Below are 13074 nucleotides of genomic sequence, written 5' to 3'. Positions count from 1 at the left end.
GGGAGAAGCTCCAGCGCTGGCGACCCCTCTCCCCGTCCTTACGGGGAGCGGGTAAGGGTGAGGGGCAGCGCCAACGCTGGATAGCGACAAACCGACAACGGCAACGGGACAACTGAGATGAACTACTGGCTGTTCAAATCCGAACCTTCGGTCTTCTCCTTCGAGGACCTCAAGGCCAAGGGCAAGGCCGGCACGCAGTGGGACGGCGTGCGCAATTATGCGGCGCGCAACAACATGAAGGCGATGCAGATCGGCGATCTCGGCTTCTTCTACCATTCCAATGACGGGCTGGACATCGTCGGCATCGCCGAAGTCTGCGCTCTGGCCCATCAGGACAGCACCACCGACGATCCCCGCTGGGAGTGCGTCGACATCCGCGCCTTCAAGGCCATGCCGAAGCCGGTGACGCTGGAGCAGGCCAAGGCCAATCCAAAGCTGGCCGACATGGCGCTGGTGCGGCTCGGGCGGCTGTCTGTGCAGCCGGTGACGCCGGCCGAATGGCAAGAGGTTTGCCGCATGGGCGGCCTGACGCCGGCGCCATGACGGCGCTGACGCCGGACAGCGCCAGGAAATTCATCCTCGACAACACGGCGCTGATGGCGCCGCCGCATGTGCCGGAGATCCGCCTGCACCTGGCCGACGAGGCGCACGAACTGTGGCAGCGGACCGAGGACGAGCTGACCGAAATCGGCCTGCCGCCACCCTTCTGGGCTTTTGCCTGGGCCGGCGGCCAAGGCCTTGCCCGCTACATCCTCGACAATCCGGCGGCGGTGCGCGGCAAGCGCGTGCTGGACTTCGCCTCCGGCTCCGGCCTTGTCGCCATTGCCGCGGTGAAGGCCGGAGCTGCCGAGGTGATCGCCGCCGATATCGACCCATTCTGCGCGACCGCGATCCGCCTCAATGCCGAGGCAAATGGGACCGAGATAAAATTCCTCATCGGTGACTGCATCGGCAGCGATGCCGGCTGGGACGTGGTGCTGGCCGGCGACGTCTTCTACGACAAAACTTTCGCCGACAGGCTGATGCCGTGGTTCGTCGCGCTGAAGGCGCGCGGTGCCGACATTCTCGTCGGCGATCCCGGCCGCTCCTATCTGCCGAAGACCGGGCTGGAGCCGCTTGCCGTCTACGAAGTGGCGGTGACCCGGGCGCTGGAGGCCGCCGAGGTCAAGCGCACCACCGTCTGGCGCCTTGCTTGACGGCATCGCCGAACAGGCGTTCCATCGCGCAATCGACCGGAGGGAACCATGGATTTTTCAGCAATCAATTGGCTGGCGGTAATCGTCGCCGCCGTCGTGGCGTGGTTGTTCGGCGCGGCCTGGTACATGGGCTTGAGCAAGCCGTGGCTGAAGGCCGCCAAGCTTGATCCGGCGACGATGAGCAAATCGATGCTGCCCTTCGTCGTCTCCTTCATCGCGGAGCTCGTCATGGCGCTGGTCATGTCGCTGATCATCGGCGCCGTAACCGGCGGCGAGCCGAGCCTGCTTGCCGGGGTGATCTTCGGCTTCGTTCTCTGGCTGGGGTTCGTCGCCACCACGCTTTCGGTCAACCATCGTTACGAAGGTTTCGGCTGGGATCTGACGCTCATCGATGTTGGTCACTGGCTCGGCGTGCTGCTTCTCATCGGCGCGGTGATCGGCTGGTTCGGCGCGGCGGCGGGCTGACCGTCAGCTCGGGGTCCTGGCGATTTCCTCGAGAAGCCAATCGCGAAAGGCGACGATGCGCGGATCATTCGCCGCGGTCTCCGGATAGACCAGGAAATAGGCGAATTCGGGCGCGACCTTGATGCCGAGTTCGAACGGCCGGATCAGCCTACCTTCCGAAAGGTCGTTTGCCACCATGGCGAAATCGGCGAGCGCGACCGCGTTGCCGTCGAGCGCGGCCTGGACGGCATCCGTCGAATTGCCGAACACGATGGTCCGGCTGTCGTCGAAATCGTCGACGCCCGCCGCCGCCATCCACATGCTCCAATTCGGCCAGGTGACGCCCTGGCGTGACCACTCGATATGGGCCAGCGTATGATGGAACAGGTCGCGCGGCTCCTTGAGCGGCGGCCCTGACCGCAGCAAGGCCGGGCTGCAGACGGGGATGATGACGTTTTCGAACAGCCGGTGCGAGCGAAGCCCCGGATATTTGCCGGTGCCGAAACGGATGCCGAGATCGACGTCGTCGCGATCGAAGTCGCGCACCTCGTAACTGATGTCGAAACGCAGCTCGATTGCCGGATGCTGCTTGCGAAAATCGTCGACGCGCCGCATCAGCCACTTCGTCGCGAATTGCGCATCGAGGGTGACCTTCAGCAGCGCCGATCCGCGCGCCGTCTTCTGCGCCCGTGAGACGGCCCGGCCAAGCAGGTCGAGCGCATCGGTCGAAGCTTCGAACAGCACCGCGCCCGCCTCGGTCAGCCGGATCGTGCGGCTGGTGCGTGTGAACAGCACGATGCCGAGCTGATCCTCGATTTCCTTGATCTGATGGCTGACCGCTGCCGGCGTCAGGCCGAGCTCGTCGGCGGCGCGGGTGAAATTGAGGTGCCGCGCCGCTGCCTCCAGCGTCCGCAGCGCACGGGTTCCAGGCAGCAGGCGCGCCATCAGTGCCAGACGAGGAGGGTTCGGTCGAGGGTTCGGTCGAGCATTCCAATCATCAAACAGAACTTGAAGATGCAGAAAAAACTACTCGTTTCCCGTTTGAATTTCAATCCGCCATGATCTGAGCATCGAAGAAACATCAAACCGGATTTGATGTCCGGAGAAGCGGATTGCACCATGTCTGACATCGCCTTGCGCTCGGTAACCCTCCGCCCGGCCTGGCTGCGCGCCGTGCTTGACTGGCTTCGGCACGCAAAAATCGCGGTCAATCTTCCCTACCAAAATGTCGAGGATCTCTCCGATCGCCAGCTTCGCGACATCGGCGGCGAACGCAAGGACATCGCACGCGCCATGGACCGCGAACTCGGCCGGCTCGGCCTTCTCGACATCGGGTGGCAAAGGAGTAGGGGAGTAGGGGAGTAGGGGAGTAGGAAAGCTAAGCGGCGCGCCCGCCCCTGTCTCTACTCTTACTGCCCTACTCCCCTATTCCCCTATTCCCTCACCTCACCACCCTTACCACCGTCCGCTCTGACAGCAGCGGCAGCAGCCGCGCCATGGTGCGGGCGGTTACCGCGACGCAGCCTTGCGTCGGCGTGAAGCCGGGGCGCGCCAGGTGGAAGAAGATGGCGCTGCCGCGCCCGCGCCGGCGCGGCACAATGTTCCAGTCCAGCACCAGGCAGGCGTCATAGAGATCGTCGGTGCGCAGCATCCGCTCATGGCTGGCGCCATAGGGGATTTTGACCGGGCGGTTGTAGTTGCGGTCCCCAGGCACTTCGCACCAGCCGAGGTCGCGGCCGATCGGCGTCATCGCCAGCCGCGTCCGGCGGCCGCCGGCAAAACGGTCGCCGCGAAAATATCCCGACAATATCCGCATCGAGGCAAGCGGCGTGGCGCCGTCGCCCTCGCGCTTGCCGGCCGAGATGCCGCCATGCCCCAGCGCACATGGAAACACCAGTTTGCCGGCCTGCAGAAAGCCCTGGCTGGGTTGGCCGGGGCGCGCGCGCACGGTGAGCACGGTGAGCCCTTTCGGCAAAATTGCACCGACTGCATTGCGATCGTGTTTTTTCTTGTATGATCGTGCCACGGAACAAATCACTGTGAACGGCTGTTGTGCCGGTCAGCTTCCGCATAAACAGGCAGCGGTCAACTGAAATCTCTTTTCAAAACAACGGATTGATCCATGACTTCACGCACCATTCTGATCGTCGACGACGATGACGACCTGCGCGGCACCCTTGTCGAGCAATTGTCGCTTTATGAGGAATTCGATGTCCTGCAGGAAGCGACCGCCGCCAAAGGCGTCGCCACGGCGCGTGGCGGGCTCATCGACCTGCTCATCATGGATGTCGGCCTGCCCGACATGGATGGCCGCGAGGCGGTAAAGATATTGCGCAAGGGCGGCTACAAGGCGCCGATCATCATGCTGACCGGCCATGATACCGATTCCGACACCATCCTTGGCCTCGAGGCCGGCGCCAACGACTATGTGACGAAGCCGTTCCGTTTTGCCGTGCTGCTGGCCCGCATCCGCGCGCAGTTGCGCCAGCACGAACAGAGCGAGGACGCCACTTTCTCGGTCGGCCCCTACACGTTCAAGCCCAGCCAGAAGCTTCTGATCGACCCGCGCGGCGCCAAGGTGCGATTGACCGAAAAGGAAGCCTCGATCATCAAATATCTCTACCGTGCCGACCAGAAGGTGGTGACCCGCGACGTGCTGCTGGAGGAAGTCTGGGGCTACAATTCCGGCGTCACCACGCATACGCTCGAAACTCACGTCTACCGGCTGCGCCAGAAGATCGAGCGCGATCCTTCCAACGCGGAAATTCTCGTGACAGAAAGCGGCGGCTACAAGCTGGTTCCTTAAACATTTCATTATTCAAATAAGCGATCCGGGCGGGGCGCTTTTCGGGTACGGTCCTGAGGCTGGAGGTGGTTTTGGATCGGCCTCGTAGGGGAGGAGTCGGACTGACGGTTCGGGGACATAGCTAGATGGCGCTGGATGACGACATCCGCATCCTGTCCACCGTGAGGCTCTTCGAGGGCTTTACGCAGGAACAGCTGCGTCTGCTCGCCTTCGGCGCCGAAACCACCATGTTGAAAGCCGACCACAAGCTTTACCGCGAGGACGACGAGGCTGATTCGGCCTACATCGTGGTCAGCGGCCGCATCGTCCTCTACCGCGAGCACGACGGCGAGCGCATCCCGATCGGCACCGTCGGCCCCGGCACCATGCTCAGCGAACTGGCGCTGATCGCCGACACCAACCGGCTGACCAGCGCCTCCGCCGAAATCGATTCGGAAGTGCTGCGGCTCAGCCGCAAGATGTTCCGCCGCATCCTCGAGGAATACCCGGAACTGGCGGTTCACCTGCACCAGCGCATTTTGGAGGATTTCCAGGCGATGATTCGCCGCATCGAGGAACTTGGGCCGCGTTTTGCCGGCTAATATAGCGCCTCTGGCCTAACCAGATCGACTTCGGAACTGCGAGGGCTCAGGGCCGGTGCGTTGCGGAAACAAGCTCGGCCTTGCGCCGTGCCGTCTCCAGTCCGAGCGCAATGAAGCGGCGCGCATGTTTGGCCAGCTCGATGTTGTCGGTCCACAGATTGCGCCAGATCGCGGTTTTCCGCGACAGGTTCGCGTCGACGATTTCCGAGGAGAAGGATTCGAAGCTGAGGTCGTCGCTGTAACCGATGGCGGTCAGCGCATCGAATATCGCGGCAAAATCGATATTGCCGGTGCCGAGGAAACCGCGATGGCTCTCGCCGATATGGACATAGCCGATCTTCCCGACCGCATTGCGAATGGCCAAGCCGACATCGGCCTCCTCGATGTTCATGTGGAAGCTGTCGAGATGCAGGAAGATATTGTCGGAGCCGCTGTCCGCGATGAAGGCCATGCCTTGCGCGGCGGTGTTGAGCAGATTGCTTTCGAAGCGGTTGACGATTTCGAGGTTGAGGGTGACGCCGGCTGATTTTGCCGTGTCCGCCACCTCGGCCAGCGTGCCGGCGCTGCGGTTCCACTGGTCATGCGTCGGCGCCTCGCTCTGCAAGCCGTGGCTGGTGCTGAGGATGCCGGCAACCTTCTGGCCGCCGAGATCGCGGGTCAGCGCGATCGTACGTTCCAGGATTTCGACGCCGTGCGCGGCAATCGTTTTGTCGGCGCTCGAAATATCGCCGTCGGCCGGCAATCCAATGCTGATCGCAACGCCGAGGCCGAGATCGGCGATCCGCTTGGCCAAGCCGTCAATGTCGACATTGGCGGGGTCGAGATAGGAGAATTCGATCAGGTCGAAGCCGGCTTCCCTGGTGTTGGCCAGCGTCCGCTCGAGGTCGCCCTGCGCCGAGCTCGCCGACCAGACGAATGAGTGGATTCCGATGCGCGACATGATCGTCTCCGGTTATTTCCAGCTGACCCAAGTCCAAAGCGGTTTTGGCAATCCGATGCTCGGACAAAAAGGTGGGGCCGGGCCTACCCGCCCCCCCACGGGTGGGGGGCTTAGCGAGCCGCGGTCCAGCCCTTGTAATCCTTCAAATTGTCGGCCGTGATCAGCTTCGGGTCGAGCAGCACAGTCGGCTCGGCCGGCTTCTTGCCGGCAAGCAGGTCAGCCGCCATCGTCAGCGACTGGCCGGCCATCACATAGGGATCCTGCGAGGCCGAGGCCTTGATCATCGACGTGCCGGAGGCGAGTTCCTTCTCGATATCGGGTGCACCGTCGACCGCGGTGAAGATGAACTCCGAGCGGTTGAGCTGCTTGGCCGCAAGCTGGGCGCCGATCGCCGTCGGATCGTTGATGGCGAAGACCGCGTCGATCTTGTCGAAACGCGTCAGCAGCGACTGGAACACTTTCAGGCCGCCGTCACGCGAGCCTTCGGCGTTCTGGTCGTCGGAAAGGATCTTGATGTCGGGGTGCTTTGCCAGCACGTCCTTGCAGCCCTTGACCCGCTCCAGGATCGACGACGAGGCCGGGCCATTGAGGATGACATAGTCGCCCTTGCCGCCGGTATTATCGACCAGATACTGGCACGCCTCTTCGCCGGCCTTGACGTTGTTGGTCATCACGGTGACGTCGGCGCCCGGCGCCGAAACGTCGAAAGCGGCAACGACGATGCCGGCCGCCTGCGCCTTCTTCACCGCCGGCGCGATCGCCTTGGCATCGACTGCGTTGAGCATGATGACGTCGACACCGGCAGCGATGAAGGAATCGACCTGCGATACCTGCTTGTTGAGATCGTAGTCGGCCGATACCGAGGTCACCTGCACATTCGGGTTGATCTTCTTGGCCGCGTCCTCGATGCCCTTGATGGTGGCGACGAAGAACGGGTTGCCGAGCAGTCCGACCGAGATGCCGACCTTGTTCAGATCCTTTGCCGATGCCGGCGCGATGACGGCGGCCGCAAGGGCGACGCCGCAGAGCAGTTTAGCGATGGTCTTCATTGTTTTATTTTCCTCCTGATGCCCCGCGCCTCTCACGGTGCGTTACACATGAAACCGGCTCGTTGGATGCCGGCGACTAAGGGCCATCACGTTCTTGCTCCTGCCTGGAGCCGGTAGCGGTCGAGGGCGACCGCCACGATGATGACCAATCCCTTGATGATGTACTGCCAGATGTCCGAAACACCGGCGAGGATGAGCCCGTTGGACAGCACGGCGATGATCAGGCCGCCGATCAGCGTGCCCCAGATCGAGCCGACACCGCCGACGAAACTGGTGCCGCCGAGGATGACTGCGGCAATGGCGTCGAGTTCGTAGGACTGGCCGAGCTGAAGCCCGTTGGCGGCATAGAGCCGGGCCGCCGACATGGCGCCGCCAAGGCCGGCCAGAAGGCCGGAAACGCCGTAGACGAAGAGCAGCACCAGCGGCACCTTGATGCCGGTCAGCCTGGCGGCCTCGGCGTTGCCGCCGACGGCGTAGATCCAGGTGCCGAGCACGGTGCGCTTGAGCACCAGCCAGGACAGGACGACGACCGCCAGCGCGATGATTACCAGCCACGGAATGCCGAACAGCGAACCGTTGCCGATGAAGTCGAACGGCAGGTCCGCGTTGAACACCGTCGTGTCCTGGCCGAGCAGGCGGGCGACGCCGCGCACGGCGGTCAGCGATCCCAGCGTGACGATGAAGGGCGGCAGCTTGATATAGGCGATCAGCAGACCGTTGATGACGCCGAAACCGAGCCCGACGAGAATGGCCGCTGGCACGCCCAGCAGTCCCCAATCGGGCACCAGCGACACCATCACCGCCACCATCGCCGAGGCGGCAAGGATCGAGCCGACGGACAGGTCGATGCCGCCGGTCAGGATGACGAAGGTCATGCCGGCGGCCAGCACGATGTTGATCGACGATTGCTGCATGACGATCAGCAGATTGGTCTGGGTGAAAAAGCGCGGATTGATGAACTGGAAGCCGACCGCCAGCAGGATCAGGATCGGCAGCATGCCGAGTGCGGCAATGGCGGTACGCCACCTCGTGCTCCTGCCGACCGCCCGGTCGTCCGCTTTCATCGTGTCGGCCACCTTGTCGGTCATCGCTGAGCCGCTCCCGTTGCAAGTTCCATGATCGCTTCCTGCCGCAGCGGCTCGCCCTCCGACGCCGTCACCTCGCCGGCAATGGTGCCGTCGCGCATCACCAGCACGCGGTCGGCGATGCCGATCACCTCCGGCAGTTCGCTGGAGATCATCAGGATGGCGATGCCTTTCTTGGCCAGGTTGTCGATCAGCCGATAGATTTCCGACTTGGCCCCGACATCGACGCCGCGGGTCGGCTCATCGAGGATGACGACCTGCGGCTCGGTTTCCAGCAGGCGGGCGAGCAGCACCTTCTGCTGGTTGCCGCCCGACAGCGAGCCGGCATTGGCCTGCACCGAGCTGGTGCGGATGGAGAGGTCTGACACCGCCTTGGCGGCGCGCTTTTCGGCAGCCGTGAAGTCGCGCAAACCGCCGGCCTTCGCGTCCTTTGCCAGCACGCCCATGCTGATATTGTCGGAGATCGACATGTCGAGAAACAGGCCAAGTTGCTTGCGGTCCTCGGTCAGGTAGGCGATGCCGGCATCGAGCGCCTCGCTCGGCGAACCGATGGATATCGGTTTGCCGCCGAGCTCCAGCATGCCTGATGTGTGCCTGTCGGCGCCGAAGATCAGCCGTGCCAGTTCGGTGCGGCCCGAGCCGACCAGGCCGGCCAGTGCCAGCACCTCGCCCTTGTGGAGGTCGAAGGAACAATTCTTTATGAGATTGCCGTCCGACATGCCGCGCACCGACAGCGCGATGGCGCGCTTGCTGTCCGGCGGACGGTGATCCTTCTTGTAGAACGTCGACAGATCGCGCCCGACCATCATCGATACCAGGCGCGAGGCGTTCAGGTCGGCGCGGTCGAGCGTGCCGACATAGCCGCTGTCGCGTAGCACGCTGACGCGGTCGGCGAGCTGGTAGACCTCTTCCATGCGGTGGCTGATGTAGATAATGGCGATGCCTTGCGACTTCAGCGTCGCGATCACGTCGAACAGCCGGTCGGTCTCACGCGAGGTCAGCGACGTGGTCGGCTCGTCCATGACGATGATGCGCGCATTGGTCGACAGCGCGCGGGCGATTTCCACCAGCTGTCGCTCGCCGAGCGACAGGCTTGCGACCGGAGTGCGCGCCGAGAAGGTCACGCCGAGCCGCGCGATGATCTCGCTGGCGCGCCGATTGCACTGCTCGCGGTCGACAACGCCGAACCGTCGCGGCTCGTTGCCGAGAAAAATGTTCTGCGCTACCGACAGATTAGGCGCCAGCGACAGCTCCTGATATATGACCGCAATGCCGGCGGCGCGCGCCTTGATCGGGTCGCCCGTCGCGGCCGGCACGCCGTCGATCAGGATTTCGCCGCCGGGGTCCGGCCGGTAGGCGCCGGACAGCACCTTCATCAGCGTCGACTTGCCGGCACCGTTTTCGCCCATCAGCGCGTGCAGCTCGCCGGCGTGAACGGTCAGCGACACATCGTGCAAGGCGCGGATCGCAGCGAACGTCTTGGAGATGTGGCGCATCTCCAGCACCGGCTGGCGCACCGTCTCGATCCGCGCGGCGGCGCTCATCGCGCACCTCCTGCAGCTGCGCTGGCCACAGCCCGGTCGGCGGCAAGGCCGCGCCAGTCGTTGCGATAGCCAGCAAGGCCGCTGAAACTTGCCGCATGCACCGCCTCCGGCGCTTCGGTGGCAAACTCGCGTCCGACGCTTTCGAAGGCAAGTGCGGCAGCACCGGTGGCGCTGCCCTCCAGCGTTGCGCCCTGCAGGAAAGCCTGCCCGGGCCGCAACTGCGCCAGCAACGCGGCAAGCAGCCCGCCATTGTTCAGGCCGCCGTCGACGATCACTGTGTTGTCCGAATGGATCAACTCGAGGCACAGATCGACCATCAGCGCGACATAGAGCAGCGCCATGGCCGCGCGTTCCTCGGCATTGGGCGTACGCCCGACCAGTTCGCCGCGGCGGTGCGGCATCGGGCCCCCGGGCGCGAAGCTCGGCAGCGCCATAATGCCGGCGTCGATCACCCGTTGTATCGATGAAGGCGCGATTGCGCCCTGCCAGCCAGCGCTGATCGTGGCGAATTCGCGCCCGCCCATGAAGCGGACGGTTGGCACCGGGCCGCCATCGACATCGACATTGACCAGCATGTCGCGCTCGCAGTCGAGTGCGTCGAGCGGGCAGTCGGGATTGAGCACGACCACCCAGGTGCCGGTCGAGACCACGGTCACCGGCCCGAGCTGCTGCTGGCGGTAGGCATGGAGCGCGGCATTGCTGTCGTGGACGCCATTATGGATGGCGACTGGCTTCGCGGCCTGGCCGAAGCGCTGCTCACCGATCACCGCGCCGGCACGCTCGAAGGCGGGCATCTGGCCGCGCCAGCCCTCGGCATCGACCAGCGAGCTGAAATCGCGTTTGCGCGGTGCCCATAAATGCGAGTGGCAGCCAAGATACGACACTTCCGATACCGGCCGGCCGCCAAACCGCCAGCTCCAATATTGGGGGTAGCCGAGGATCGATTTCGCTGCGGCGAAGGCACCGGGCTCCACCTCGTTCAGCCACAACATGTGGCGGCCGTAGTTGAAGCCAAGCGGGAGGCGCGGCGAAAAGGTCTCGGCAAAATCCGGAATGCGGCGGTCGATCTGCGCGGCGATTTCAGCTGGCGGTTCCTGCTCGTAATCGAGGATCGGATGCGTCAGCGCGGCTTCGTCGACCAACGCGAAGGTGCAGCCATGGCCGGATACCATCAGCCCTTCCAGGCCATGCGTGTCGACTGCATCATCGATGGCGCGAGCCGCCCAGTCATGCAGCGCTGGCTCGTCGAGCACGCTGAAGCCGCCTTTGCGGATCCAGCTCGGCTGGCTGCGGCGCTCGTCGAGGATCTGTCCGTCCTGGCCGAAGACGAACAGCTTCGAATTGGTCTTGCCGAAATCGAGGACGGCGATGTTCACTGGGCGCCTCCCGAGGAAGCCGCGATCCGCACCATGACGCCGGCATCTTCGAGCATGCGGGCATCTGTCTCGGACAGGCCGTCATCGGTGACTAGCGTGCCGATCCGCGACAGCGGCAGTGCCACATTGCGCGCGTGGATCGACAGTTTTCGGCTGTCGGCCAGCACGACGATCTGGTCGGCGCAGAGGCTGAGCTCGACGATCGAGCGGACCAGCAGCGGGTGCGATTCCAGAAGGCCTTCCTGGCCGATGCCTTGCGCGCCGAGAAAGAACTTCGAGGCGTAGAACGGCACCGTCTGCGTCAGCGAATGGATGATGCCCGGCTCGCGGTGCAGTTCGCCGCCGGCGACGGTGAGGCTGCAATGGCCGTGGTCGCTGAGATAGGCCGCGAGCGGCATCGAGTTGGTGTAGAGCCGGATGTTGCGGTCGGCGAGCTTGACGCCGAGATGGAAGCAGGTCGAACCGCCATGCACGATGACCGCGTCGCCGTCGCGCACCATGGTGGCGGCGAGAGCGGCGATCTGCCGCTTGGCCTCGACGGCGAGGTCGCGGTTCTCGTCATAGGGCCTGGCATAGGCGACGCCGGCTTGCGAAGCGCCATCGAGCGCCGAGATGCCGCCATAGACCTTGCGCGCTTCGCCAGCCTCGTCGATCTTGTCGATGTCGCGCCGCACCGTCGCCGCCGATACGCCAAGCCGCTCCTGCAGCTCGCGCACCGATGCGAAAGGCCGGTCCCGCAAAAGCTCGACAATCTGACGCTGGCGGCCGGAGTCGCTCAACCCTTACCTCCCAATGCGCTTGCCTCCCAAGCATTTTGCACGGCATTGCCGTTTTGCATGGCAATTGGTGCAACTTACTCAACGGCCCTCGGATTGCAAGCCTGATTTGACGCGATAACATCACTGTTGACGTAACTTACTCGCATCTGCGATACCAGCATGGGTCTTCGTCCCGGCACCGGGACGTCCAAAGCCGTGGGCCACGCGGCCGGATTGTAGAGGAATTTCGATGACGATCAGTGCGGATGCGCAGGAACTGGCAGCGCTGCGGTCGCTTTCGGCCGCCATCGGCAGCGACCCGCATCTGACCCAGGCCGCCGGCGGCAACACCTCGCTGAAAGCCGGCGACACGCTCTGGATCAAGGCCTCCGGCACCTGGCTGAAGGACGCGCTCATCGCCGACATCATGGTGCCGGTCGGCATCCCGCCATTGCTCGACGCCATCAAACGGCGCGACCCGGCCGCCGAACAGCCGCAGGCCTTCACTGTCGACGCCCTCAACGCGCGCGGCTTGCGCCCGTCGATCGAGACCACCGTGCATGCGCTGATGCCGCAGCGCATCGTTCTGCATGTTCACTGCGTCGAGACCATTTCGCTGGCCGTGCAGGCCGACTGCGAGGCCGAGGCGGCCAGGCGGCTCAACGGCCATCAATGGGCGTATATTCCCTATCGCCGGCCGGGACTGCCGCTCGCGCAGGGTATCGCCGAGCGCCTTCGGCCAGGCGTGGATATCCTGATCCTCGGCAATCACGGCCTGGTCGTTGCAGCCGAGACCGTCGCCGCGGCCGACATGCTGCTGCGGCGCGTGACACGACTGTTGGCGCGGCCGCCGCGCCAGGTGGCGGAACCGGACATCGCGGCATTGACGGCGCGCGCCGGCGACAGCGACTACAGATTGCCGGCGGACGTTGAGGCGCATGCGGTGGCGATCGACCCCGAAAGCTGCCGCATGGCTTCGGGTGGCAGCCTCTACCCCGACCACGTCATCTTTCTCGGCGAAGGCTCGGTCGTGGCGAGACCGGACGAGGGTGTGAAGCGCGTCATCGAGCGCTGCGGCGCCGCACCCGTGGCGATCCTGTTTCCTGGACTCGGCGTGCTGATGCGCGGCGACGCCGGCGCCGGTGCCGACGCCATGCAGCGCTGCCTTTCCGACGTGACGGCGCGGATCGATGTCGCGGCGAAGCTGAATTATCTGACAGCGGCGGAGAATGACGAACTGATCAACTGGGACGCCGAAAAATATCGCCAGAAGCTCAATGCCGGAGGCAGCTGAC

Annotated in this window: 15 protein-coding genes; 7 read left to right on the top strand and 8 right to left on the bottom strand. The window is 64.3% G+C overall.

From position 1 onward, the window contains the following. Positions 1 to 117 precede the first annotated feature (117 nt). From NKH59_RS06880 to NKH59_RS06870, 3 genes are read left to right on the top strand one after another with little or no spacing between them, the layout of a single operon-like run. A complete protein-coding gene (locus NKH59_RS06880) occupies positions 118 to 543 on the top strand; it encodes an EVE domain-containing protein (RefSeq protein ID WP_023680473.1) in 426 nt (141 codons plus the stop codon). Next, the gene (locus tag NKH59_RS06875; RefSeq protein WP_352832432.1) at positions 540 to 1196 is read left to right on the top strand and encodes a class I SAM-dependent methyltransferase; all 657 of its coding nucleotides are present in this window, start codon (positions 540 to 542) and stop codon (positions 1194 to 1196) included. The genes NKH59_RS06880 and NKH59_RS06875 overlap by 4 nt, the downstream gene beginning before the upstream one ends. A gap of 48 nt (positions 1197 to 1244) precedes the next feature. Next, the gene (locus tag NKH59_RS06870) at positions 1245 to 1661 is read left to right on the top strand and encodes a DUF1761 domain-containing protein (RefSeq protein WP_023680475.1); all 417 of its coding nucleotides are present in this window, start codon (positions 1245 to 1247) and stop codon (positions 1659 to 1661) included. A gap of 3 nt (positions 1662 to 1664) precedes the next feature. On the opposite strand, the gene gcvA is transcribed toward NKH59_RS06870, so the two are convergent. Further along, a complete protein-coding gene (gcvA, locus tag NKH59_RS06865; protein WP_352767415.1) occupies positions 1665 to 2585 on the bottom strand; it encodes a transcriptional regulator GcvA in 921 nt (306 codons plus the stop codon). A gap of 174 nt (positions 2586 to 2759) precedes the next feature. On the opposite strand from gcvA, the gene NKH59_RS06860 reads away from it, so the two are divergent. Next, the gene (locus NKH59_RS06860; protein ID WP_352451326.1) at positions 2760 to 3005 is read left to right on the top strand and encodes a hypothetical protein; all 246 of its coding nucleotides are present in this window, start codon (positions 2760 to 2762) and stop codon (positions 3003 to 3005) included. Between the two features lie 76 nt (positions 3006 to 3081). Here the strand turns inward: NKH59_RS06860 and NKH59_RS06855 are convergent, their stop codons facing one another. Further along, positions 3082 to 3618 carry a L,D-transpeptidase family protein gene (locus tag NKH59_RS06855; RefSeq protein WP_245274862.1) on the bottom strand — a complete coding sequence of 179 codons (537 nt, stop codon included), beginning with the start codon at positions 3616 to 3618 and terminating at the stop codon, positions 3082 to 3084. Positions 3619 to 3762: 144 nt separating this feature from the next. Here NKH59_RS06855 and NKH59_RS06850 point away from each other — a divergent pair, with 144 nt between their 5' ends. Both NKH59_RS06850 and NKH59_RS06845 read left to right on the top strand, forming a co-directional pair. Beyond that, a complete protein-coding gene (locus NKH59_RS06850) occupies positions 3763 to 4446 on the top strand; it encodes a response regulator transcription factor (protein WP_023680479.1) in 684 nt (227 codons plus the stop codon). A gap of 125 nt (positions 4447 to 4571) precedes the next feature. Beyond that, positions 4572 to 5027 carry a Crp/Fnr family transcriptional regulator gene (locus tag NKH59_RS06845; RefSeq protein ID WP_352470773.1) on the top strand — a complete coding sequence of 152 codons (456 nt, stop codon included), beginning with the start codon at positions 4572 to 4574 and terminating at the stop codon, positions 5025 to 5027. Between the two features lie 46 nt (positions 5028 to 5073). On the opposite strand, the gene NKH59_RS06840 is transcribed toward NKH59_RS06845, so the two are convergent. The 6 genes from NKH59_RS06840 to NKH59_RS06815 all read right to left on the bottom strand — a co-directional run bounded on the left by NKH59_RS06840 (position 5074) and on the right by NKH59_RS06815 (position 11800). Then, the gene (locus tag NKH59_RS06840; protein WP_353021390.1) at positions 5074 to 5967 is read right to left on the bottom strand and encodes a sugar phosphate isomerase/epimerase family protein; all 894 of its coding nucleotides are present in this window, start codon (positions 5965 to 5967) and stop codon (positions 5074 to 5076) included. A gap of 110 nt (positions 5968 to 6077) precedes the next feature. Next, on the bottom strand, positions 6078 to 7016 hold the full coding sequence (locus NKH59_RS06835; protein WP_352470775.1) for an ABC transporter substrate-binding protein: 939 nt from the start codon (positions 7014 to 7016) through the stop codon (positions 6078 to 6080). A gap of 86 nt (positions 7017 to 7102) precedes the next feature. Next, positions 7103 to 8080 (bottom strand): ABC transporter permease subunit, encoded by a 978-nt coding sequence (locus tag NKH59_RS06830; protein WP_502894527.1) that lies wholly within the window; start codon positions 8078 to 8080, stop codon positions 7103 to 7105. A 20-nt stretch (positions 8081 to 8100) separates the two neighbouring features. Beyond that, on the bottom strand, positions 8101 to 9645 hold the full coding sequence (locus NKH59_RS06825; RefSeq protein WP_352748469.1) for a sugar ABC transporter ATP-binding protein: 1545 nt from the start codon (positions 9643 to 9645) through the stop codon (positions 8101 to 8103). Continuing rightward, positions 9642 to 11021 carry an FGGY-family carbohydrate kinase gene (locus NKH59_RS06820; protein ID WP_353021389.1) on the bottom strand — a complete coding sequence of 460 codons (1380 nt, stop codon included), beginning with the start codon at positions 11019 to 11021 and terminating at the stop codon, positions 9642 to 9644. The genes NKH59_RS06825 and NKH59_RS06820 overlap by 4 nt, the downstream gene beginning before the upstream one ends. After that, on the bottom strand, positions 11018 to 11800 hold the full coding sequence (locus tag NKH59_RS06815) for a DeoR/GlpR family DNA-binding transcription regulator (RefSeq protein WP_023680486.1): 783 nt from the start codon (positions 11798 to 11800) through the stop codon (positions 11018 to 11020). Before NKH59_RS06815 ends, NKH59_RS06820 begins: the two co-directional genes overlap by 4 nt. Positions 11801 to 12029: 229 nt before the next feature. Here NKH59_RS06815 and NKH59_RS06810 point away from each other — a divergent pair, with 229 nt between their 5' ends. After that, entirely contained in the window at positions 12030 to 13073 is a 1044-nt protein-coding gene (locus tag NKH59_RS06810; RefSeq protein ID WP_353021387.1) for a class II aldolase/adducin family protein, read from the top strand. Position 13074: the final 1 nt, after the last annotated feature.

Source organism: Mesorhizobium sp. M0998, from assembly GCF_040318885.1.
Taxonomy (GTDB): domain Bacteria; phylum Pseudomonadota; class Alphaproteobacteria; order Rhizobiales; family Rhizobiaceae; genus Mesorhizobium.
Note: the sequence above shows the minus strand (reverse complement) of the source record. Positions and strands in the feature narration are given on the sequence as shown.